The organism is Deltaproteobacteria bacterium HGW-Deltaproteobacteria-6, assembly GCA_002840435.1.
In the GTDB taxonomy this organism is placed as follows: Bacteria; Desulfobacterota; Syntrophia; order Syntrophales; family Smithellaceae; genus UBA8904.
The window spans coordinates 134710-159456 of sequence record PHAT01000002.1 but is presented as its reverse complement, the minus strand read 5'-3'; the positions used below and the strand labels follow the sequence as shown (position 1 = coordinate 159456).

The window sequence follows — 24747 nt, the reverse complement described above, 5'->3', positions numbered from 1 at the left end:
GACCTATTATCCATGGCGACAAACAGTTGAATTCACCCCGGGGGCATGGTAAAAACCGAAGCGCAAAGCATTTTTCGAAAATTGAAATCCTGAACAAGGAGCTTTTGTGACATGAAAATAATCCGTTTTGTTTCCGAACACAAAGACGTGCTCACCGGAGTTTACTCGACGGACCGTCCGAACTTTGCCTGCATCATTGAAGGCGATATTTCCAGCTCTTACAAAATCACTGACCGGAAAGCCAGGATCAGCCAATGGCTTTCCCCCATTATGCCGATCAACATTCTGGCGCTGGGTATCAATTATAAAAAACACGGCGATGAGACGGCCATGTCCTATCCCGACCAGCCGATTCTGTTTATCAAAGCGGTAAGCAGTACCACCGGATCCGGTTCCCCCATTATGCTGCCTTCGGCCGGACCTGACCGGGTGGATTACGAAGCGGAGCTGGCCGTCATCATCGGGAAGAAAGTAAAAAACATCTCCCCTGCCCACGCTATGGACTATGTACTGGGATACACCTGCGCCAATGATGTGAGCGCCCGCGACTGGCAATTCGACAAGCAAAAAGGACAGTGGGCCAGGGGAAAGAGCTTTGACACCTTCTGTCCGCTGGGTCCCTGGATCGTCACCAAAGATGAAATTCCGAATCCGAACGACCTGGGCATCCGCTGCCTCATCAACGGCAAGGTTGTTCAGCATGCCCGAACCTCGGATATGATTTTTAATATTCAGACGATTATCAGCAACCTGAGCCGTTCGATGACGCTGCTGCCGGGCACCATCATCCTGACCGGCACACCGGAAGGCGTGGGCTTCACGCGCCAGCCGCCATTGTTCCTCAAAGACGGCGATACGGTCAGCGTTGAAATCGAAAAGATCGGAACACTGACCAACAACGTCATCAAAGAAAAATGAAAATCATTTATACAAAGATTATACCCCTGCATAAATATGCGGCCGTCAATCTCTTCGGTATTTTATTGGCCCCGAAGGGCTCGCCGATAGCCCCCGAAACAATCAACCACGAAGTCATCCACACGCTTCAGATGAAAGAAATGCTCTATGTCTTCTTTTATCTGTGGTATGCAGCAGAATGGCTGATTCGATTGTTCGGGAGGGGAAGCGCCTATAGAAATATCGCCTTTGAAAAAGAAGCCTATGATCATGAGCATGATGAACAATACCCGGGCAACCGAAAAGCTTATCACTGGCTGAAGTATTTATAACCGGCACATCCTGCCTTAACAAGGAGCATGAAATGCAGACCGTTTGGGAATCAAAAGGGAGAAAAATACATACCCGGAAGATTGAAGTATCGACGTATGAATACGATGGACAGAGAATCATCGTCGAAGGCCTCCTGAAAGACGACCGTTATCAGGAAACGCATGCGGTAACCGGCGAAACGTTTCCGCGCGGCGTCATTCATCACATGGGCATCCGTCTTTTGATTAACTGTTCCAGTTTAATGATTGAGGATATTGATGTTGATCTGATCGCCGTGCCCAGAGAGGCATGCCGGGAAACCATCGAATGCCTTGCTCCCATCAGGGGCCTGACAATTACCCGGGGATTCACGTCAAAAGTAAAAAAAATAGCCGGAGGCAATAAAGGCTGCACCCATTTACTGGAGCTCCTTTTGGCCATGGCTCCGGCTGCCGTGCAGGGATTTGCGGCACACCAGTCGCAGAAGCCTCCTGCCTCCCGTTCCGATCACGCCGGGTTTATGCTGAAATACCTGATCAACACCTGCCATGCATGGCGCGAAGACGGCCCTTACGTTAAACTGTATAATAAAATGATCAACACAAAATAACAGGACAGGTCTCCATGGCGGCGCGGTCCGCAACGCCGCCACGGAGTAATCGTCTAGGATAAGATCAATCCGGGAACCGGAAATCTCATGCAGAATTCTTCCACGTCCTGCTTCATCCTCCCGTTCAATGCTTCATCCTGATAATTTTTCAGCAGCGTGGCAATCCAGCTGCCAATTTGAATCATCTCCGCCTCTTTCATACCGCGGGTGGTTGCCGCCGGCGTTCCCAGCCGGATGCCGCTGGGTCGAAGCGGCGGGTTTGGATCGTCCGGAATAATCTGCTTGTTGGTGGTGATGGAGACGCTGTCCAGAATAATTTCCGCCTGTTTTCCGTCGATGCCAAAACTTTTGACCGTATCGATCACCATCATGTGATTGTCCGTTCCGTTAGTAATCAACTTGACGCCGTTTTTGATCAGCGTCTGGGCAAGCACTCTGGCGTTCCGCAAAATCTGCGTTGCGTACACCTTGAACTCAGGCTCCAGCGCCTTGCCCAGCGTAACGGCAATGGCCGCGATAGTCTGCATATGCGGCCCGCCCTGAAGCCCCGGAAACACCGACTTGTCAATCACACCTGCGTATTTCGATTTACACATGATCAATGCGCCTCTGGGGCCCCGCAGGCTTTTGTGCGTTGTTGTCGTAACGATATCAAATCCGGAGTCAAAGGGATTTTTCATCACGTCCGCCGCGACCAGTCCGCCGATGTGAGAGATATCCGCCATGGTAATGGCGCCGACTGCATCGGCCACCCTCTTAAAATTGTCATAGTTATAGTCTCTGGGATAGGATGTGTAACCGCACAAGACGATTTTCGGCTTCGTTTCCAGGGCGGTTTTCATTAAAGCGTCAAAATCGATTTTCCCTGAATTGTCAGGGTTTGTTTTATAGCGGACGAAATTGAATAATTTCCCCATATGGGAAACGGGAGCGCCATGTGTCAGGTGTCCGCCGTGGGAAAGATCCATCCCCAGAATGGTATCTCCCGGTTTCAGAAAAGCCAGATAGACCGCCTGATTCATCGGTGATCCCGAGAGCGCCTGAACATTGGCATGCTCGCAGCGGAACACTTTTTTGGCCCGCTCAATGGCCAGCCGTTCAATCTGGTCGGTAAATTCCTGTCCGCCGTAGTAGCGCTTGCCGGGATATCCTTCGGAATACTTGTTTGTAAAAATGGAACCGTTGGCCGCCAGCACTTCCGGATAGGTATAGTTTTCCGACGGAATCAATTCGATCCCTTTGCGTTCTCTCTGTTCTTCACCTGCAATGGCCTGAAAAACATCCGGATCGTTTTGCCTGAGGCTTTCCCAATTGCTGTTGCTGCAATTTTCAAAAGAGTGATTTTGCTTCTTTAAAGATGTGTTCTTGATGGACGGGTTTTGCTTTTTCGTAACCATGGGCTCCTCCTTTAAATATTTTTAAATATTTTTTCTTTGCCCAGGCGCACGGCAAAAGAAGGAAGCTTCCTGATGGTTATTTCCACCCACAACGCCAGTTGCTGACTGGCTTGTCTTTTAAAGAATGGTGAATTATTTTGCAAGCATTTTTTGGATGCCCGGGGAAGCGCCTCATATATTGGCTTGAATTATATGGGCTTTTTTCTGACAGTCAGATTCTGATTGACAATCCCGTTATTCCCGCTCACAAATTAAACGGAAAATAAAAACAAGTTGCCTCCCGTTTCCGGGAGCGGTAAAAAAGCTGTCAGCAAAGCCCTCCGGGCCGGATGGGCAACGGGGATTTTTAAAGGCGGAGAACATGGATAAGGAAAGGCTATGGACAAAGGATTTCGTCACGGTGTCCGTGATTAATTTCCTGGTATTCCTGACGCACTTCTTATTGATGGTCACGATCGCGTCTTATGCCGTGGATAAATTTCAGGCTTCCACAAACATCGCGGGGCTTGTCGCGGGCATTTTTATCATTGGCGCATTAATAGGCCGATTGGGGACCGGGCGGATTATAGAAGATACGGGCAGTAAAAAAGTGCTCATCATCAGCACCATATTTTTTATTATCACTTCCGTATTATATTTCGCGGCAATTCATTTATCCCTGTTGATCATCATCAGGCTTTTACATGGAATAGCTTTCGGGGCGGCCAGCACCGCCACGGGGACCATCGTCGCCCAGATTATTCCGGACAGCAGGCGCGGAGAGGGCATCGGCTGCTACAGTATGGGCGCAATACTGGCCGTGGCATTGGGTCCTTTTATGGGAATGTTTTTAATTCACGGCGTGGATTTTAAGATGATATTTGTTGTGACGTCGATATTAGCCGCCGGCAGTTTTGCGCTGTCTTTTGTCGTTGCTCAACCGGCTTATGAATCACCGGAGTATGGCCAGGACAGGGCTGTAAAAGGGTTTCGCCTTTCCAATTTTCTGGAATTTAAAGCCGTCCCGATATCGATTATTATTTTAATCATAGGGTTCAGTTATTCCGGCTTATTAACTTTTATCCCCCTGTATGCCAAGCAGATTCATCTGGTGGAAGCGGCAAGCTTCTATTTTCTGGTATACGCCATAACGGTTTTTTTCTCGCGGCCCGTGTCCGGACGTTTATTGGACATAAAAGGAGCTGATTTCGTCGTCTACCCCTCCCTTTTCATTTACGCCGCCGGGATGCTTTTATTCAGTCTGGCCAATCAGGGCATTGCTTTGCTCCTGGCGGGAGTGATCATCGGCCTGGGCTATGGAAATTTCATATCCTCCGCTCAGGCCATTTCCATTAAAGGTCTGCCGCCTCATCGGCTGGGCCTGGCCACATCCACATTTTTCATTTTTGTAGATTTAGGATTCGGCGTAGGACCGTATTTACTCGGTTCATTGGTGCCCTTCACCGGATACCGCGGCTTGTACCTGATCATGTCCATCATGATCCTGGCAACGATTCCTCTTTATTACTTTTTATATGGAAGAAAGGCGTCATCTGAATAGTCGCGTTCAGACATGTTGTTCAGGAACCGTAGAATGGTCATGATAAACAAATTTCGTAAATCAGGAGGCATGAAAAGTGAAAATTACGTCACCCTTTGCAATTACCATCAGCCGTCAATTAGGCTGTGGAGGAGGCTACGTGGGGCAGCAGCTGGCCAAAAGTCTGAATATTTTTTATGCAGACCGTGAAATCATCAATCAGGCAGCCAAACAGTTTTCGGTATTGGAAGAGGATTTGAAATCGCGCGACGAAAAGAAACTTTCCTTCTGGCAGTCGTTCATCCGATCATATGCCGTTGCGCCGGATACCTATGTAAAACCGCATATCATGCCCCCGTCAGACCATGCCTTATTTAAAACTGAAAGTGAAATCATAGCGAGGATTGCCAAAGAACGTTCGGCGGTGATTATTGGCCGTTGCGGCGCTTATATCCTTCGTGAACATCCGAATCATGTCAGCTTGTTTTTGCATGGCGACATCCCCTTCCGCAAAAACCGCATCCAGACGCTGTATGCCGTATCAGAAGAAGCCGCCGGAAGCATGATCGCCCAAAGCGATAAAGAAAGAGCCATCTATCATCAAACCGTTACGGGGCAGAAATGGACGGACGCCAGACGATATGACCTTTCTATCAATACGAGTAAAACAGGCGTTGATAAATGCATTGAACTGATTTTGAAATATCTGGACTTAATTTAAGGGTAGCCGTCCTGCACGGGACATGTTAAAGAGCATCAGGCTGCATAAAATCTTTACGTGGCGCAGACACGTTGACGGACAAAGTGAGGAAAAGAAAAATGGAAGATGTCTATGAAAAATTGAGGCAGAAATTAGACGGGATGACCAAAGGTTATCCCAAAACCGAAAAAGGGTCTGAGCTGGTATTCCTGAAAAAAGTCTTCACGGAAGAAGACGCGGAAATCTTCATCAAGTTTAAGCGGGGTCTGCAATCGCCCGAGCAGGTGGCCTGCGACCTGGGCATGAGCGTCGAAGACGCGACCGAAAAACTGGAATCCATGTCGCAGAGAGGCCTGATGTATTGGGAACGCGAGGGTGACGAAAAAAAATACCGGATCGTGCCCTTTATCCATGGCATCTGGGAATTCAATGTAGACAGCATTGATCAGAAAGATGCCATCAACATGGGGCAGTATTACGCGGAAGCCTACGGGAAAGTGCTGATGGACTATCATATTCCGATCGCGAGAATCGTTCCGGTCCGTGCCGATACGGTAAAGGACGGAAAACTTCTCCCGGATGACGACATTGAAGCCATTATCAAAAAACAGACATTGATTGTCGCGAGCGACTGCGCCTGCAGAAAGGTCGCTACGTTTGCCAAAAGGCACTGCCCGTGTACGGATGAGATGAACGTCTGTATCGCTTTCGGCTCAATGGCCCAATACCTCCTGGAGACAAAAATCGCCAACCCGCGCGTGATCACCATCGAACAGGCCCTCGAAATTCTGCACCATGACGACCCCGCAGGACTGTTTGTGCAGATGGCTCATGCCAAGGAATGCTCCGGTTTTTGCAACTGTTCCAAGTGCCATTGCGGTTTTCTGATGGCGGCCAAGATTCATCATGGCACGGGCTATGATTCCTGGGGCAACTACAAATGCGTCAAGGATGAAGAAAGCTGTATTGACTGCGGACAATGCGTCGAACGCTGTCCCGTAAAGGCGATGACCGTCAACGCGGATGACAAGACGGTATTGAACAGGGATAACTGTGTCGGCTGCGGCCTCTGTGTGACCACCTGCCCCACCGATTCCCTGATTCTGGAGCGAAAACCCGATCACCTGCTGACCCTGCCTCAGGAAGAAAAGTTTTTTGACAATCAGGAGCTCATGGGACTGGAAAAAGCGCAGATCGATAAACTCAGGCTAGCGGCAGCTAAAGCATAACAGGAAGCAGAGCAAATCCTCATGCACGAGCTCCCCCTGACAAAAAATATCCTGGACACGGCACTCCGGTATGCCCGAAAGACGAATTCGCAAAAGGTTGTAACCATTGCGCTCAGGCTGGGCGCGCTCCGGGATATCAAAAAAGAATGGATTCAACACTACTTCAATTACATCAGCAAGGGAACCATTGCCGAAAATGCCGAAATTCTGATTATCCCGGACCCCATCGTCTGTCACTGCCGGGACTGTGACAAGGATTTTGAAATCGATCGGGATCGCTACGCCGGCGAGGATATTCTCTGCCCGGACTGTTTCACCCCGAATTACACGCTCATTTCAGGCGCAAAGTTTCAAATAGAAGGCATTGAAGTCATTTAATCATCGCAAAAATGCTTTTTTTAAGAATTGACCTTCAGAGCCTGTTCTCCTATAATCAGAACATAAAATTATCGATTTTTTACAGGAATCCATCTTATGAATAACAAAGCTAAAGCTGACCGGGAAGATAATGCCGCTCCAAAAAACATTCATCCCAAATATGAAGCCAAGGCAAAATCAGTTTCCCCGGCGGCCGGAAATTCCATTGAATTCAGCAGGGAATATCCCGTTCCGGAAGGCCTGCTGAAGAATCTGCGTTATGAATATTTAAGACGCGAACTATGGGTGCCTCTGGAATTACGCGGAGAAAAGATAGCCGTAATCGTCGATAATCCCAGCAACATCATCAAAAGGGATATCATTGAAAACATCCTGAAAACCAAGGCTGTGGAATACATTTCAGCCACAAAACAGGACATAGGAAAATTCATTGAATATTTTTACGATGTCGGCGAACCGGAAGATAAAGATGCCTATACGGACGATGATGCCAAAAAGGAAGCCGCCAATGGCGTTACTGAGGCGGATGTCAGTATTGTGAAACTGATCAATGATGCCATCAATGAAGCTTATGACAAGCGCGCTTCCGACATTCATATTGAACCGGACGCCAAGGATAAACTGGTTAATATCCGTTTCCGGATCGACGGTGAATGCATCCACTATAAGAATTTCCCCTATGAATACAGGGCGGCCATCGTCTCCCGCATTAAAATCATGGCCGACCTCGATATTACGGAAAAACGTCTTCCCCAGGACGGAAAGATCAAATACAAGGTGCCGGGCGCTGATGAAATAGAACTTCGGGTTGCCACGCTGCCGACACACGGGTATGTGGAAGACGTCGTCCTGCGCCTGCTCACGAGGGGCGAAATCATGACCCTCGACGAACTCTGGATGCCTGAAAATGTTCACCATCGCTTCAAAGCCCAGCTGACCAAGCCTTATGGTCTTATTCTTCTGGTCGGACCGACAGGCTCTGGAAAGACAACAACCGCCCATGCGGCGCTTCAGGTCATCAACAAACCCAACGTCAAGATCTGGACGGCGGAAGATCCCGTGGAAATTACCCAGCACGGCATAAGGCAGCTGCAGATCCATCATAAAATCGGCCTGGATTTCGCGGCGGCCATGCGATCCTTTCTGCGCGCCGATCCCGACGTCATCATGGTCGGGGAAATGCGGGATTACGAAACGGCAAAAATGGGAATAGAAGCTTCCACAACCGGCCATCTGGTGATCAGCACGCTCCACACCAATAATGCCCCTGAAACCATCGTGCGCCTGCTCGATATGGGCATCGATCCCTTTGCCTTCGCCGATTCCCTGCTTTGCGTCCTCGCCCAGAGACTCGTGCGGCGCCTCTGCAGCAAATGCAAAGAGGCCTATCATCCGACCGCGCAGGAATTTGCGGAGCTCGCCCATCATTACGGTGAAAAGGCCTTCGCCGCGCTCAACATTCCCTATCATGACGATTTCAAACTCTACCGGGCAAAAGGCTGCAAGGAATGCAATGATATGGGGTATCGCGGCAGAATGGGGCTGTTTGAACTGCTCATCGCCTCCGACAATATCAAGCAAATGATTACCAACCGCAAATCCATTGCCGCCCTTCGTAAAACGGCAATGGCTGAAGGCATGGAAACCCTGCTCCAATGCGGCGTGTCGAAGGTTATGGCAGGGGAGACCGACATGATGGAAGTTCTGAGCGTTTGTATCCGATAAAGGAAACAAGCCGCTTGCGCACTCGGACTGGAAGGCAGGGAGCGATCTAAACCGCTCCCTGCTTTTTTTTGCAAACACCCGCATCAAATTTTGAGAGTGATCGTCGCCTTCACCACCCGGCCTTTTGCCGTTGACGGGAAGCGCCATTGCAGGAGACGATCAATAATGCACTGGCGCAGTTTTGCATCTTTTATTACCGCGGCAATCTCAGCGGTATTAACCGTTCCGTCCGTATTGATCGTCAGATCAAGTTTAATTAATCCGGATAAATTTTTACCCGTCAGGCACTTTTCAAGTTCATTTAAATTGCTCCGGACAACTTTCAGAATTTCATCTTTCTCCAGCCCCTTCCCGGCAACCGCATCGACAAGAATGATCTTCTTTTCCTTGTCTTTTTTCTGCGGAGACTGAATGTCGTGCAGAGCCGGCTTGTCCATGGCCAAACGGTTTTCCGCCTTGCCGCTCATCTCCCGGCTTTTATACAGGGCGGGAGACGCGGCATAATTGCCATGGCCGCCAACCGCATGGTCCGACACGCCGTCAGGCAGCGGCAGGGGCTGCCGGACGGTTGTGAGCCTGCCGTCCGGATTCCGCACGTCGTTGTCCACTGCTACAAACGAGGTATAAGCCGTCAGCATATTGTAGTTCAGCCCCAGTTCGGTGACTTCCTGCACGCGCTTGCCGTCATTGCGCAGCTTGTTGTAGTCGGACAAAATCGTGATGCGATGCCGCGCCCAGAGATATTTGAGGGCGGCATTGTCTTTAGACGGTTTGTAATCCGAAGCAGAGATTGCCTCTGAATATTTGCCATCCCCGGTTATGCCGGTTAATTGGATCGATCCCTGCGGCTTGCCGCGCCATTTACCGAACACCAGAACCGGCCGCTGGGCCAGCACATCGGGAATGGAAACGGGCTCCACATCATAAACATCAAACCCCTGGAAACCGACTTTCACCTCTGTCAGCACGGGGGACTGAACCATTTTACGAAACCGTTCGGCCTGCCCCTGGGCCGCATCCGGTTTGGTGATGATAAACGGTTCGCCCATGCCGACATGCGCCATGCCTTCGATAATGTGCCGGTTGACGCTGGAACCGATGCCAAAGGCAAACATATTGGCATGATCCAGGTTATTGCGGATCAGGTCGAAGGCTTCTTCTTCCACGCTCACATAACCGTCCGTGACAATAATCACACTTCGGGCAAAACCATCCTCTTTTTTGAGCGACAGGGCGCGCTTAAGCGCGGGCAGCAACTCCGTTCCGCCGCCGCCCTGCTGGCGGTCAATCAGCGAAATAGCTCTTTGAATATTGGCGGATGTTGCCGGCAGAGATGCTTCGGCCATGACAGAATTGCCGCCGGAAAACAGCAGAACATTGAATTTGTCCGTTTCCCGCAGATTGCCGATCAGATTGGACAGAAGCTTTTTGGAAATGGAAAGCGGAAACCCATGCATCGAACCGGAGACATCCACAATGAAGATATACTCACGCCCCGGAATATTCGCGCTCGTGACCCTTTTCGGCGGCTGCATCATGAGGACAAAGAAATTTTCTTTCTCTCCGTGGCTCAGCAAAAGCCCTGTTTGAATTTTATTCCCGTCCAACCGGTATCGCAGAACATAGTCCCGGTTTCCTCCATGGGCTTCGGACTTATCCAATGACACCTTCGCCTTTGACGCGCTCTCATAAGCCGTGCTTACTTTATGGGATGAGCAGGTTAGATCTTTAACGGGCATCCCGGCGTTGATGGTTGCGGTCATGTCAAACGTGGTTGAGGGGAGTTCGCCCTGGCGCAGATAGGGATTTTCCACCCAGAACTCGGAGGGTGGCACACTGCCCGCTTTTGCATTGGAATAGCGCGGCCCCACAACGGCGGGATAAACAAATTCGTAGATGCGATCCGTCGGAACCAGCAGCTCCGTGTATCGGAGCTCCACTTTGATTTCATCGCCGGGCATGATATTGGCGACGTTCATCTGAAAAACATTAGGTCTCTGCTGTTCCAGAAGCGAGGCGTTCTTTCCCGCGTCGCGCGCCTGTTCATATTCGCGGCGCGCCTCGTCGCGTTTTTTGATTTTTGCCTCAACCACCCTTTTGCCGACGGTCATCTTCATGGCATAAACGGCGGCCCTCGTGGAAGCCGGAAAAACATAGACGGCCTCCAGCGGTTTTTTACCGTCGTTTTTATACACCTGCGTCACCAGAACATCGGCAATGACCCCGGAAATATTGACCGACGCCCGCGTGGATTTCAGGGGCAAACGGTCCGTATCCGGGTTGTCACTGTTAACAAAGAAATACGGGGATAATGTCCGGTCATCCGATTCTCCCGGCTGACCAAACGCCTGTGACCAGATCAACACAAAACCCAAAGCCATTAAAACAAGCAATCCATGTTTAACTTTTCTCATCTGCTGCCTCCTTTGTAAAATTAACCGCAATTTTCGAGATTTTGAAATTTAGACAAAGGAACAGCTGAAAAAGTTCCCGGATTTTTATATTTCCATATTTTGTTCAACGTTTTTAATGGTTCATCGCGGCAAAAGCGAAAAGACGGAGGTTTACGGGCTTCAGGACCAAAACGCGGCATTAATAATAATATTCCCTATCAAATACATGCAAACAACCCCCTTAAGGCAGATGCCTTAAGGGGGTTGTCATTACGACGGCCATAAAATATTCCGGCTCACTTTGATGAATAGTCCTGATCGATCACCCATGGAAAGATTCACTGCAATTTATATATCGGGCTGTCCTTGCCAAAGTTGATAATAAGCGGTATCTGCTCATGGCCGATCTGTTTGGATATTTCCGCGGTTTTAATCTTTGAATAGTCGCCCAGCCCCACTACCGTGACTTTCCCGTCCTTGTTCCTGTCGGCTTCCCTGTTGTTGTTCAATCCGCCCAGCAAGACGTGAGTAAAAAGACCGTTTCCTTTATAGCCGTCCAGCGCTGACTGTTTGTCGTTTGCTGAAGCGTAGATATGAAGACCCATTTTTTTCGCCAGAACAGAGATGCGGGCATCATACAGGCCGCTGACAATGTAATCAACCCCGCCGGCATGGCAGGTATCGAAAATCAGAAGTTGATTCAGAGATTTTATCTTCTTGGACATCTCGACAATTTCATTGGAACTGATCAGGCCCGCATCGTTTAAATCACCCTGATAGTCATGCGTCAGCATGTAATACTGATTTTGCAGCAGCACACCGTGCCCGGCCACAAATAATATAAAGCCGTCGCCGGGTTTGATCAGGCGCGCCATCTCATCAATTTTGCCGATGATCCTTGTTTTTGTCGCGTCACGATCGGCCAGAAGCTCCGCATGAATATTTTCGGGCCGATACAAACCGGCGGACTGCCTGACGATCATACTGCTTATATCGTTTGCATCCTTGCGGGCGTATTTCAGGTTAATGCTCCGGTCTTTGTAATCATCGATGCCCACGGCGATCAGATAAAGGTGAGGCTCCTGCTTTGGCAGCGATGAACGAAAACTGATCTGTTTCATTCTGCTTTGCACGGTGTTATTGCCGTTAAAGGCCGTGACGCTGATTTCATTCTCGTCGGGCACAACTTCAATTTCACGGCAGGATTCGTAAAAATTACCTTTCGGGTTGCTTTTAACCGGGCTTTGTTTTGTTTTTTCCTTTATTTTGATACTGCGCATTTCCGCGTATATCGCCTTGCTGTCTAAAGAGGCCACCTGCATCTTTTGGGCTGTTTTAGCGGTATCCCGGTAAAAGCCGTCTGATTGAACCAGCTTGCCGTTATGAAATACCCGCACTTCGCCGATGCCTCCGCCCGTATTGTTTATCTGATAGCAAACCTTGACGCGCGGTTCGTTGTCCGGCAGACCCGCGTCGGCAAATTGAACTTCCGGAGGAGGATTTTTCACAGCTTCAGCAATCGTCAGCGTGATCAGCTGGCTGACGTTTTCACCTCTCAACTTTGCGGCTACAATATCCGGCCGATAAAACACATCATAAAACTGATCGATGCCGAAGATGCTGTTCCCCATACGCAAACTCAAGTGTTTATGACCATTGGGCGAAGAATTGTAATAGCCTTCAGGCGTGATGACGACCCATTCGCCGTCCTGAAAACCGATAAATTTTGCCAGTTCGCTGCCTGATGCAACATCCCAGATCCGGGTTGTTGCATCAAAACCGGCCGATATGATTTTCTTTCCATCGGGAGAAAATAAAGCCCTGTTAACCCATGCCGTATGGCCGGAAAATGTCCTGATTTCCTTCCCCGAGGCGACATCCCAGAGCTTGATTGAATAATCCCCGCAGGAGGACAATATCATTTTACCCTCCCTGGAGAAGACAACCGAACTGACGCCTCCGGTATGACCGGAAAACATTTTAATCTCTCTACCGGCAGCGGTATCCCACAGACGGATTGTTCGATCAGAGCTGCCCGATACGATTTGTTTGCCATCCGGCGAAAAAGCGGCAGACCATACCGCGCCTGTGTGGCCTGCAAATTTTCTTATTTCTTTTCCGGTCGCCACATCCCACAGTCTGATGACGCCGTCCTTATGGCTCCATACTTGTCCGCCCGTCGAGAGAGCGTATTGGCCGTCCGGTGAAAAAGAGACGGCGTTAATGTCGCCTTCATGTCCGGCAAATCGCTTTAACTCCTTTCCTGAAGCGACATCCCAGATCTTAACTAATTTGTCACCGCCGCCCGAGATAATTAATTTTTCGTCGGGAGAAAATTGTAAAGCGTTCTTTCCAAGAAGAAATTTCCGGTCAATGAAAAATTTCGTCACTTTTCCATCCGCGGCATTCCAGATAATAATGGCCCCTTTTTCACCTTCGGCGCGCGACAGCACGCGATGGCCGTCACGGGAATACATTGCCGTCTTTACGATGCTTTTCAAGTATTCATAACGTTCCTTTTCTTCTTTGGAATCCATCGTCCACCGGAAGCGAAAGGCGGATGTCTGCCTGCCTGTCTCCATGTCCCAGAGTTTAACGCTTCGGTCTTCGCTGACGGACAGCACCTGCTTGCCAGCGGGTGAAAATGACGCATCATAAACCCAGGAAGCCTTGCCGCTGAGGGTCTTCAGCTGTATCCCCGTTGCCGCATCCCAGATTTTAATCGTGCGGTCCTCGCTGCCGGAAACAATATATTTGCCGTCCCGGGAAAATGAGGTGTCCGAAATAAGAATTGAATGACCGGTGAAGTTTAAAATTTCCCGGGCGGCCAATACATCCCAAAGGTGGAAGACGCGATCCGTGCCGACCGTCAATACCCGGCGGGTGTCCGGCGAAAATACCACCCGCGATACCTCATCCGGTTTAATCGAAAATGATTTGACTTCACGGCCGGTGTCCGTTTCCCAGACCACAATGTCGGTTTTTTCATTGCCCGCCATGACATATTTGCCGTCTGGTGAAAGAGCAACGGCCTTTATCCAACCCGGTTTGCCGGCAAAGGTTCTGATTTCACGGCCTGTTGCCGTATCCCAGAGCCTGATGACTCCGTCTTTGGAGGCAGACAGAATATTTTTATCATCGGGAGAAAAAGCCAAACCGGTGACTGCTTCAGCGTTGCCCGCAAGAGTGCGAATTTCCCCTCCTGTTGCCGCATCCCAGATTTTGATTGTTTTATCAGAGCTTCCCGTCACGACGATTTTACCGTCCGCGGAAAAAACGGCTCTTTGAATATAATCAGAGTGACCTTTGACCGTCCAGAGTGTTGCCCCTGTTTCCAGATTGCGCATTTTTACAAGCCCCTTCCAGCTGCCGGTCACGAAGAATGATTCGTCACGGGAAAAAGCAAAAACATTGATATTGTCATCCTCATCGGAAAATGATCTGATTTCTTTGCCTGTCTCCACATCCCAGAGGTTGAGAGTTTTGGCTACGGCACTGGAAAGAAGGAATTTACCTGACGGTGAAAAAATAACATGGCTGACGCCCGAAGTATTACCCTTTTGCACGATTATCTCGGTGTCGTCGGATATTTTAGTCAGCGGCACTCTATCCACTGCGGCTTTTGCCGTTTGCGGCATCGCTCCCAATTTCCCGTTCAAAAATATTTTTTGCCCGTCGCGTAATACATCCAGAAAAATGCTTTGCCCCGGTCTGCTTTCCGCAACATAATTAGCCAGATCCGCGACATGGATAAGTTTTCTGCCACCGGCGCTCAGGATTCGGTCACCGTTTTTCAAACCCATTTTTTCGGCGGGACTGTCTTTGGTTACGCTGACAACAATCAGTCCGGTCATTGTTGCCGCTCTGCGTCCGCCGAAAGCGGCCATAGCCCGGGCCTGTATCTCAGCCTCAGGCATGCTTCGCACCTGGACGCCAAGCGAGGCACTTTCCTGGGCGAAAAGAGAAAACGGCGCGATAATAAATATTAAAACAGCGAGCAGAACTGACGATCTACCTGTCGATGATTTTAGCATAACCCACCTCATTTAATTTAAATATCCGTTAAAAAAATAATTGTTCCCGCCACGGCTGATTTAATTAATCGACGTCCCCCGGTCTTCCTCACGGGCGTAGCGCCGGATCTCTTCGAGAAATATTTTTCCGTATTTATTCATTTTATGTTCCCCGACGCCGCTCACGCCCAGCATTTCGATTTCATCTTGCGGCCGCGTATCGGCCATTTCCAGAAGCGTTCTGTCGGAAAACACAACATAAGCCGGCACATTATTTTCATCCGCGAGCGTTTTTCTCAACATGCGTAGGCGCTCGAAAAGCCCGTCGGCCGGGGTTTGTTTTTTGGGAGGCGCGGCGATGGTTGAAAGCTTCTTTTCCAATTCCAGAGGCTGCGTCAGGAGCACATCCATTTCCGCCTTCAGAATTTTTCGGCTCAGGTCGTTTAATTTCAGCGCGTAGCCTTCATCGTAGGCAATATCAACAAAGCCGGAATTCAGCAATTGAAAGATATATTCCGCCCATTCGCCGTATTTGATATCGCGGCCGGCACCGAATGTTTTGATCCGGTCGTAGCCGTTTTCTCTGATGAACGGATTAGCCGAGCCGCGCAGAATATTGATCAGGGTGGTCATGTTGATTTTTTCGCCCGAGCGGGCGACAGCCGACAGCGCCTTCTGGGCGATGATCGTGCCGTCGAATTTTTTCGGCGGATTTTTGCACACATCGCAGTTGCCGCAGTCGCCCTGCGGCTGTTCATTGAAATAACTGAGCAGAATCCGACGGCGGCAGACGTCCGCTTCCGCGTAGCGCTTCATGCGGTCGAGCTTGGCTGAAAGCAGGTCCTGCCGGTCCTGCGGCAAATCCTTGAGCATTTCATAATGGGTTTTGACGTCCGCGTAGCTGTAAAACAACACGGTGTCGGCGGGGGCGCCGTCGCGCCCGGCCCGTCCGATTTCCTGATAATAGCTTTCAATATTTTTCGGCAGACTGTAATGAATGATCCAGCGGATATTAGATTTATCAATCCCCAGACCAAAGGCGATGGTGGCGCAGATGATCTGAATTTTGTCGCGGATAAATCCGTCCTGAATCTTGCTGCGTTCGTCATTATCCATGCCGGCGTGATAATACGCCGCCTGATAACCGCGGTCCTGAAGCCTTCCGGCCACGCGTTCCGTTGTCTTGCGGCTGAGGCAATAAATAATTCCCGGCTGATTTTTTCTTTTGGCCAGAAAGCGGAGAATCTGATCGAGACGCTTCTGCCCCGAATACACCGCGAGGCTTAAATTCGGCCGGTCGAAGGACGCGATGAACTGATGCTCCTCGGGAATGGCAAGCTGGCGGAGGATGTCCCTGCGGATCACCCGGTCGGCCGTGGCGGTGAGCGCGAGGAGCGGAACAGCCGGAAACTTTTCCCGTAAAACAGACAATTTCAAATAGTCGGGACGAAAATCATGTCCCCACGATGAAATGCAGTGCGCCTCATCCACAGCAAAAAGGGAAAGCCTGAGCTTTTGCAAAAGGCTGATGGTTGAGGGAGCCGCCAGCCGCTCCGGTGAAATATAAAGCAGCTTGATGCCGCCCTTCAGACATTGACCTGTAATCTCCGCGCTCTCGGAGTCGGTCAGGCTGCTGTTGAGAAACGCCGCGGCAATGCCGTTGGCGGTCAGAGAATCCACCTGATCCTTCATTAAAGCAATCAGCGGCGAAATCACGATGGCCGTGCCTTCCGTGATCAGCGCCGGAATCTGAAAGCAGACCGATTTTCCCCCGCCGGTCGGCATCAAAACCAGCGCGTCTTTGCCGGCCCGAACGTGATCGATGATTTCCGACTGCAGCGGATAGAATATCTCGTAACCGAAATATTTTTTTAAGGCGTCGTGTTTGGTCATCATCCGGGCAAAATCCATTTCATATTTTTTCCTTTTAAAAGCGTTTACCGAGATAAAGATAAATGGACGAGTGACCGCGCTGAGCCTGGCCATAGGCAAGATAAATCGGTCCGAGAAAGGTCTTTGTTCCCAGAAAAACACTGCCCGCCAGAATCAACGATTCAAATTTGATATCCGATCGTTTATTCCAGACATTCCCCGTTTCCGCGGACATGCCGACATAGAGAGGCATTTTGAGCGCTCCCAGCCCGGCTGCGCCTATCTCCCGGTAGGCCACCAGGCAGGCCAGGCCTGTATGGCGACCGTAGATTTCATTTGATGAATACCCTGACAGATTAAGAAAGCCGCCCAGCGGGAATGTGTCCTGGACAGGCAGATCGTCATTATCGATCGTCGTGCGAATATCAATATAAGGCGTAAACGTGTATTTGTTCCAGGTAAACGCACTCATCCATTTGACGCCCAGAGTCTGGCTCTGGATGTCGGAGCCCAGCTGCGAAAGATGATGGGTCCAAATCAGATAGGCGTCCGATCCACTTAAAGGTAAAACATAATTATCCAACGTGCTGTAAGCGAAGGACGCGATAACACCGCCTCTGCCATAAGAGCCTTGCTCACTCGTCTGATGATTGCCGATCAGCACTTTCACCGTGCCGTACTCCCGGCGAAGACCCAGGCGCAATTCGCCCCAGTTGCCGAACTGGCGGCCGACATCCAGGCCTCCCTGAATTGCGTTAGCCCGGTATTCCGTAGTAACCTCGCCATCCTTATTGTATTCTTTAATATTTCTTATGGCATATCGCACGTTGGCGGCGGCAAAATAATGCAGGGCATAATCAATCGGTTGATAAAACTCGGTGAAAATGAGCGGTGTTTCTCCGATACGCAGTTCATTGCGCCATTCACCGGCCCGGCTGTTGATGGCCGTTTTCGTAAACTGCATGGTCAACCCGTAATTGCTGGATCCTTTGAAGTTGTCCTCCAGACCTAGGCCGAAACGGAAATAATCCGGCCCCCACGATTTTTCCACGGGTTCGATGACTAGGTCGGAGGTTTTGTCCTTCTTTCTCAGTCGGAAATCCACATTTTCAAATGTATCGATGCCGTAGATGCGGTCGATATTTTGTTTCAACTCGTTCAAATCCAGTTTTTCACCCGGCTTCATGTGGATATGAGCCGCAATCAGGCCGGTGGGCAGCGACGTTTTATTGACGACTTCCACAGCGTCAATAACCGGCATCTCCTGAATTTTTTTCCTTTGAATCTGCAGATAAGCAAGGTAGTCCCTGTCTTCGACGGCCAGACGGGCAAGCTGCGGCTTCATCGTCTCAGCTTTTTTCCGGCCCGTGGCAACCGCTTCGACGGCCCTGAAAAAATCGCCGCTGGTAATGTCGCGAAGCTCCGGCCGGATCAGAATATCATCCTCACGCATCGTGCGGATTTGAGCGTAAGTATTGCGCTGAATCATGATGGATGTTAATTGCGCCGTGATTTCAACTGAAGACGTCAGTTGATCGCGGCGGCTCAGATCGGTGCTGATATCGACGACAATCACAACATCCGCACCCATCTGGCGGGCGATATCGATGGGCAAATTATTGGAAACCCCGCCGTCCACCAGAATTCTGCCGTCAATCTCCACAGGGGCGAAAACACCGGGAATGGACATGCTGGCGCGGACAGCCTTGACCAATTCTCCCTTTTCTAAAATGACGGCATCACCGGTTTCAATATCCGTGGCAACGGCCCGGAAGGGAATATTCAGTTTGCTAAAATCATTAATGCCCTCCGTATGGAAAAGCAGCGATTTTAATATCAGGTTCAGATTCTGTCCCTGAAGCAGGCCTTTGGGTATGGTTAGCTTGCCGTCTTTGTAACCCAGGTCAAAATTAATCAGATAATCGGCTGCATCCCTCTTGCGGCGAAAGGCCAGGTCGCTGGGAGGAGGCTTGTCTTTGAAAGCCTCATTCCATTCCATACTGGTTACAAATTTTTCCATATCGGCAGGTGACATGCCGGCCGCATAAAGTCCGCCGACAATCGCTCCCATGCTGGTTCCGGCAATGCAGAAAATGGGAATTTTCATTTCTTCCAGAACCTGAATAACACCGACATGGGCCATTCCGCGCGCCCCTCCGCCGCTTAAGACCAGACCGATGCGGGGACGGCCGTCCGCTGCAGCCGGCCCGGCCTGCGCGTCAGCCGCCGCAAGCAGGCATGCGCTGATGAGCATCCATAAAAGCAGCGTATTGATTTTCGGCATCACACGATTAAGTCTGGAAACACCTGGGCTCATTAAATATACCGTTCATTGCACCTGTTGGATTATGATGGTTTGAGACCATCCCGATTCATGCCGCTCCTGTCACTCATTCAGTGGAGGCGTCACAAATCAGTTGCTCCTTACAAATGCTCAATTAAAATTTTCACGCCGATTGCAATCAATACCAGACCGCCCAGGATTTCCACTTTCCTGCCGAAGATCCGCGCCAGCCCCTTGCCGAAAACCATCCCGACCGCCGTCATCAGAAAACAAACCACACCAATCATCACGGCCGGAAACAGGATAGGTGTTTTTAAGAGCGAAAAACTGAATCCCACCGCCAGCGCGTCGATGCTGGTCGCAATCGAAAGCAGTAAGAGCGGCCAGCCGCGCGTCTGATCGGCTTTTTCCTCATCGCTTTCTTTTTCAAAGCCTTCCCGAATCATCTTCCCGCCAACCACAACCAGGAGCGCAAAAGCGACCCAGTGGTCAAAACCCCGGATCAGATCAACCACCGTCGAACCGGCCAGCCAGCCGATCAGCGGCATCAAAAACTGAAAAAAACCGAAAGCCAGGGCAAGCCGTAAAACCGGAGCCCAGGATTTCCTGGTATTTGAAGCGCCGATGCCGATGGCCACGGAAAACGCATCCACACCCAGACCAACTGCCAGAAGAAATATTGTTATCAGACTCATATTAAGCAGCACTTTCCTGAACTGTTATCGTTTTTATTTTATAGCCACAGGACCGATGAAAAGTAAATAGGGACATGAAGATGATAATTTTGCAGACCATCGCCTTTCACAACGATGGCGTTGGTCATTGTTGAAACCCGGCGTGCGCCCTTCCCGATGCGGAATGATCATATCGTCAAGACCTGCTCCGCTCATTCACTGCCGGCGGATCAGGGAATCCTGTCTGTTAAACAGCCCGGAAGGGAAAAATGTCCGCAGACCGGTGCATGAGTTGATTGCATTATGGCTTATTTTATGGCATTCCTACTTCCGTCTATTACCATGGTTGTCATGAAAAATGAAACCAGCTGTTGCAGGTTTCATCCTGTGAAAGACAAGCTTCCATGGACATTCCGGGAAAACCGCCGGATGTCCTGCCAATGGAGATTAAAAAGTTTCAGCAAATTATCTTGCCGGGAGGAAAACAAAAATGAAGATATCACGCCAATATGTTGCATTCCCCATTATGTTGCTCATGCTTTCTTTTGCAACCCAGGCATCCGCCAGTCCTCTGGGGGACAAAATTGCCGGACAGCTCTGTTCCGGAATGAACGCTTCTTACACCCTTTCGACGGCTGAACTGGCTCAGTGGACCGGGCAGGAAGTCAGCGGGGGGAAAATAGATTACAAGGGCAGCGATAAGTATATTTCAACATTCTACAAGTCAGCGGGTAAAGATGCCAATGCGACCTGTAAAATGACGACTATTATTTCGGGACGCGGCACATGCAAACAGGCGGGCGTTACCAAGAGTTTAGACGTTCTGACCAGAGCGCCGTGGGACACGACTGGCTGCCAGTAATGATTCCAGCCGCATCCGGGCTTGTGAGCAGCCTTCGAGCGGACGAGTTGCCATCATAAGCATGTCGCGTAAAAAAGGGGATCGTCCCCTTTTATTCCAGGCTCAACGGCAACATCAGCCGGAGCGTAGCGATCGGGTGCATTGCTTTAGGCATTTACATATTTATTCATGACTGCAAGAAGATAGGAAGCATTCATGGTGATATCCTTATAGTCTTGTGGACTCCATGATCCTTCCTTGTTAAATCTCTCAATAACAAGCTCAATGTATTTGTTCTCTTGAATCCGGGGTTTCATTGTGCTCGTAGGCGTATAGTGAAATCCTTTATCATCCACATTGAATAGAAATTTGCGGTGTTGCGCTGTTGTTTCCAATGTCGTCCCATGTAAAGATTTTGCGTACTCCAGCAACTCTTGAGGTTTGATATTTCCAGTTTTCATCTTTTCCTCCTGCCGAAACGTTTTCTTCTGCCTTCATGGTCATACAGAGCCTAACGCCAAGTTAACAGGCAGAACGGAGCCGGCTTGCCGGCAAACTGTCCGGTTGAACGTATTGTTAGGCCCCATGCTCGGTAGTGCTCCCAGACCACATGTCCGTATAAATACCGAACTTCAGATCTGCAGGCATTGCATCTGTGAGTAAACCTTTAAGCTTATGGACGGCAGAGAAAACCCGTCGTGCATTACCGAGAGTGATTTTTCGTTCGAGCGTTGAGTGGGGTGTATCAAAGGCCGTCTTTGCTAATGCGACCTCAGGCAAAATTCTTTCTTTGATAATTGGCTCTGGTTTGGCATGAGCAATATCATTTCTAAACCCACTCAAGAACGTAAGGGTAGTCCAAGGCTCTTTCTCCGGGTCACGCTGAAGTTTAAGTTGATCTACGATTAAATTGATTTTTTCGTAGGGGCGAAGCCGCTCAAAGCAAGGCCAGTCTTCTACAATGCGGCTTCCTACTGCATTCAGAAGGGATTCGACAGCGATGGCTGTCATTACCATTGCGGCAAGACACTTATTGAAGCGGCCAAGTTGACTTTCTTCTGCAGATGAGATTTCTAATTCAGCAGCATGTAATAACATGTGATGAGCGAAAAATTCTCTCTCTTCTACTTTTCTAAATAACTTTGGTTTATTCATAAGGCCTAACAATTAATATACCCTATGGGTAATTTATGAAGTGTTATGGCACCATACTGCAAAACAAAAAGAAATAAAAGAAAAAATCCTTGTATAATCAACATTCTTTAACTTGGGAGATGGGGCTTTTGGTGATAATAAGGGCTAAATACCCAATGGGTAAAATATGGGAAAATCGACCAGCGTGATTAAAAAATAAGTTCTTCCGGACTTTCAAACCTTTCTTCTGAATAAGAAACTGGCGCCGGAAAAAAGGCTTTTATCCCATGGGAGGACAAAAGCTGATCTGAAAATGATTCAGAATCAGCGCACACCCTGCGTCCAAACAAAATTCCATTACACAAAGCATCTTCGCACTTGACAGCATTTTTCCTTCGTTTATACTTCGCGGCAACAAAAAAAATAGAAGAGGCGGGGCGCTATGCAAAAACGTTTTCTTTCAGGTTTGGTTATTTATCTTGCGGTGTGTTTTCCATGGACGGCAATGGCATGGGACACCGGTCTGACGATTTATAACTGGAGCAGCAAAACCGTGTGGATCACCTTTTACTACCAACCGGGCTGCGCCAAGGCTTCCAAGTCTTTCCCCAATGCCTTCGCGCCCAGCGCCTGGGTCGATCACGGCTGGAGTTTCGACAGCATGTGCAGATTGAACCGGGTTGAAGTCCGCCAGAACAACTCATCCGGCACGGTTCTGGGGACATGCACCTTCAGCCAGCAATGCACGGAAAACCAGTGTCCGAGCTCTTATGTCACCGTGACATACGACCCGCGGTTAAACAATCCAACCTATTGCATGACCGCCTGTCAGCAGAAATCCTATTACGACACCGGTTGCTGGAAATAATCAGTCGTGCAGAACCGTTCCTTATTTTAAGGATAAAGCCGCATGGATTTTTTCCGCCAGGTCCGGGCCTATGCCCGGCACGTTTTGCAGATCCGCAAGTGACGCTTTGCGCACCCCGGCTGCGGAGCCGAAGTGTTTCAGAAGCTGCGTCCGGCGGGCCGGGCCGATATCGGGAATGGCATCAAGCACCGAACTCAAATCATTTCTTTGTTTGAGCTTGTGATGGTAACTTACGGCAAAGCGGTGCGCCTCATCGCGGACCCGCTGCAAAAGCGCCAGCGCGGCGGGACGGGACGACAGATAGACGGCATCCTTGCGGCGGGGCAGATAAACGCGGTCCTCCGACTTTGCTGCTTTCCCCCGGAGCTTGTTTTTCGCTGCAAGAAAGCTTCGCTCTTCCTTCGCCAGTCCGATCACATCCAGCTTGATTTTCAATTCGTTCAGGACGGAAAGCGCGACATTGAGCTGCCCCTTGCCGCCGTCAACCACCACCAGATCGGGCAGCGGATCCTTGCCGGTAAAACGCCGGGTAAGCACTTCGCGCATCATGCCGTAATCGTCCGGCTCGTCTGCGGCTTTTATGCGAAAACGCCGGTAACCCGATTTATCCGGTTCGCCGTCCTGAAGGACTACCATCGATCCCACGGCATTTTTGCCGCTGATATTGGAAATGTCGTAGCACTCCATTCGCCGCGGCAGTTTGGTCAGAGACAACTTTTCCTGAAGGATTTGCAGGGCGGCCGTCTTCTGATCTTCTTTCTTCCGGTCGGATACAAAGAGCTCGCGGGCGTTGGCACAGGCCATGTCGGAGAGGGCTTTTTTCGCACCGCGCTGGGGAACCGTGAGCAGCACTTTCTTTCCTTTTTTATCAGCCAGCCATTCGGCAATCACATCTTCATCGGGCAGGTGAGCAGGCAGGATGATCTCTTCCGGCATATTGGAGACGTCATAATACTGTTGCAGCGCCGACGCAATCACTTCACCCGCATCCGCTTTTGTTTTTACAGGCGTAAATGATTTGCTTCCCGTCAGCTTGCCCGCGCGCACAAATAAAATACAGAGCTGACAGGTATCGCCTTCTGAATAGATGCCCAGCACATCCTGATCCTCTTCACCGCCCCAATCAACATTTTGCTTCTCCAACGCCTGCGTGAGTGCGCCAATGCGGTCGCGCAGGCGCGCTGCTTCTTCAAAGTTTAAATCCTGCGCCGCTTGTTCCATTTGCTTTTTTAAATCGGAAATCAGCTCGCGGCGCCGCCCCTGCAGGAAAGCCACGGCGCTTTCGGCCAGTTTCCGGTAGGCTGCTTCATCGATCAACTCCTTACAGGGCGCCAGGCATCGTCCGATTTGATATTCCAGACAAGGCCGGGGCCTGAGTTGAAAATCCCGGTTGCGGCAGGTGCGCAGCGGAAAGACCTGCTGAACAAAGCGCAGGGTTTCTTTCGCGGCCAGCCCTGACGGATAAGGACCAAAATAGAGCGCCGTGTTGTTGAGTCTTTTGCGCACCAGTTGCAGGCGGGGATATTTTTCAGATGGATCAAGAGACAGATGATAATAGGTTTTATCATCACGCAAAATGACATTGTAGCGCGGACGGTGCTTCTTGATGAGATTATTTTCCAGAATCAGCGCCTCTTTTTCAGTGGCGGTCGTGATGAACTCAATATCGTTCACCCGCGCCATTAAAAACGGCGCCATCGGCCTTGTGTCGCGGCCGGTAAAATACGAGGCAATGCGGCTTTTCAGATCATTAGCCTTGCCCACATAAATCACCTTCCCCTGCGCGTCCTGCATAATATAAACGCCGGGGCTGCGGGGCGCGGCAGTCATTTTTTCTTTTAAGGCGGTGTTCTCTTCCATCGGTATTTCCTTACCCTTACCCATCCAGATATTCCGTAGGG

At 50.0% G+C, this 24747-nt stretch carries 19 protein-coding genes; 10 read left to right on the top strand and 9 right to left on the bottom strand.

Annotated elements, in window-relative coordinates; translation table 11 throughout:
• Positions 1-111 precede the first annotated feature (111 nt).
• Genes CVU71_05045 through CVU71_05035 form a run of 3 tightly spaced genes read left to right on the top strand, consistent with a single transcriptional unit; the run spans position 112 to position 1819 of the window.
• The gene (locus CVU71_05045; protein PKN19742.1) at positions 112-918 is read left to right on the top strand and encodes a 5-carboxymethyl-2-hydroxymuconate isomerase; all 807 of its coding nucleotides are present in this window, start codon (positions 112-114) and stop codon (positions 916-918) included.
• Complete coding sequence (locus CVU71_05040; protein PKN19741.1) at positions 915-1229, top strand: hypothetical protein; 315 nt, start codon at positions 915-917, stop codon at positions 1227-1229. The genes CVU71_05045 and CVU71_05040 overlap by 4 nt, the downstream gene beginning before the upstream one ends.
• A gap of 32 nt (positions 1230-1261) precedes the next feature.
• A complete protein-coding gene (locus CVU71_05035) occupies positions 1262-1819 on the top strand; it encodes a hypothetical protein (protein PKN19740.1) in 558 nt (185 codons plus the stop codon).
• 53 nt (positions 1820-1872) lie between these two features.
• On the opposite strand, the gene glyA is transcribed toward CVU71_05035, so the two are convergent.
• Entirely contained in the window at positions 1873-3216 is a 1344-nt protein-coding gene (gene glyA / locus CVU71_05030) for a serine hydroxymethyltransferase (GenBank protein ID PKN19739.1), read from the bottom strand.
• Between the two features lie 361 nt (positions 3217-3577).
• On the opposite strand from glyA, the gene CVU71_05025 reads away from it, so the two are divergent.
• From CVU71_05025 to CVU71_05005, 5 genes are all read left to right on the top strand, one after another.
• Positions 3578-4756 carry an MFS transporter gene (locus CVU71_05025; protein ID PKN19738.1) on the top strand — a complete coding sequence of 393 codons (1179 nt, stop codon included), beginning with the start codon at positions 3578-3580 and terminating at the stop codon, positions 4754-4756.
• 76 nt (positions 4757-4832) lie between these two features.
• Entirely contained in the window at positions 4833-5456 is a 624-nt protein-coding gene (locus CVU71_05020) for a cytidylate kinase-like family protein (protein PKN19737.1), read from the top strand.
• Between the two features lie 98 nt (positions 5457-5554).
• Complete coding sequence (locus CVU71_05015) at positions 5555-6664, top strand: hypothetical protein (protein ID PKN19736.1); 1110 nt, start codon at positions 5555-5557, stop codon at positions 6662-6664.
• Between the two features lie 21 nt (positions 6665-6685).
• Complete coding sequence (locus CVU71_05010) at positions 6686-7042, top strand: hypothetical protein (GenBank protein ID PKN19735.1); 357 nt, start codon at positions 6686-6688, stop codon at positions 7040-7042.
• 96 nt (positions 7043-7138) lie between these two features.
• Positions 7139-8767: a hypothetical protein gene (locus CVU71_05005; protein PKN19734.1), complete on the top strand. Its 1629-nt coding sequence runs from the start codon at positions 7139-7141 to the stop codon at positions 8765-8767.
• Positions 8768-8850: 83 nt separating this feature from the next.
• Here the strand turns inward: CVU71_05005 and CVU71_05000 are convergent, their stop codons facing one another.
• The 5 genes from CVU71_05000 to CVU71_04980 all read right to left on the bottom strand — a co-directional run bounded on the left by CVU71_05000 (position 8851) and on the right by CVU71_04980 (position 20024).
• Complete coding sequence (locus CVU71_05000; protein ID PKN19733.1) at positions 8851-11181, bottom strand: trypsin; 2331 nt, start codon at positions 11179-11181, stop codon at positions 8851-8853.
• Between the two features lie 317 nt (positions 11182-11498).
• A complete protein-coding gene (locus CVU71_04995) occupies positions 11499-15206 on the bottom strand; it encodes a hypothetical protein (GenBank protein PKN19732.1) in 3708 nt (1235 codons plus the stop codon).
• Between the two features lie 48 nt (positions 15207-15254).
• A complete protein-coding gene (gene recQ, locus CVU71_04990; protein ID PKN20078.1) occupies positions 15255-17069 on the bottom strand; it encodes a DNA helicase RecQ in 1815 nt (604 codons plus the stop codon).
• Positions 17070-17100: 31 nt separating this feature from the next.
• Entirely contained in the window at positions 17101-19362 is a 2262-nt protein-coding gene (locus tag CVU71_04985; GenBank protein PKN19731.1) for a hypothetical protein, read from the bottom strand.
• Between the two features lie 107 nt (positions 19363-19469).
• On the bottom strand, positions 19470-20024 hold the full coding sequence (locus tag CVU71_04980; GenBank protein ID PKN19730.1) for a hypothetical protein: 555 nt from the start codon (positions 20022-20024) through the stop codon (positions 19470-19472).
• 469 nt (positions 20025-20493) lie between these two features.
• On the opposite strand from CVU71_04980, the gene CVU71_04975 reads away from it, so the two are divergent.
• Positions 20494-20865, top strand: coding sequence for a hypothetical protein (locus tag CVU71_04975; protein ID PKN19729.1), 372 nt, complete (start codon positions 20494-20496; stop codon positions 20863-20865).
• A 146-nt stretch (positions 20866-21011) separates the two neighbouring features.
• On the opposite strand, the gene CVU71_04970 is transcribed toward CVU71_04975, so the two are convergent.
• The gene (locus tag CVU71_04970; GenBank protein PKN19728.1) at positions 21012-21305 is read right to left on the bottom strand and encodes a hypothetical protein; all 294 of its coding nucleotides are present in this window, start codon (positions 21303-21305) and stop codon (positions 21012-21014) included.
• Positions 21306-21420: 115 nt separating this feature from the next.
• Positions 21421-22011, bottom strand: a complete 591-nt coding sequence (locus tag CVU71_04965) for a hypothetical protein (protein PKN19727.1) — start codon at positions 22009-22011, stop codon at positions 21421-21423.
• A 409-nt stretch (positions 22012-22420) separates the two neighbouring features.
• Here CVU71_04965 and CVU71_04960 point away from each other — a divergent pair, with 409 nt between their 5' ends.
• Entirely contained in the window at positions 22421-22846 is a 426-nt protein-coding gene (locus tag CVU71_04960) for a hypothetical protein (protein PKN19726.1), read from the top strand.
• Positions 22847-22867: 21 nt separating this feature from the next.
• Here the strand turns inward: CVU71_04960 and CVU71_04955 are convergent, their stop codons facing one another.
• Positions 22868-24730: an excinuclease ABC subunit C gene (locus tag CVU71_04955; protein PKN19725.1), complete on the bottom strand. Its 1863-nt coding sequence runs from the start codon at positions 24728-24730 to the stop codon at positions 22868-22870.
• Positions 24731-24747: the final 17 nt, after the last annotated feature.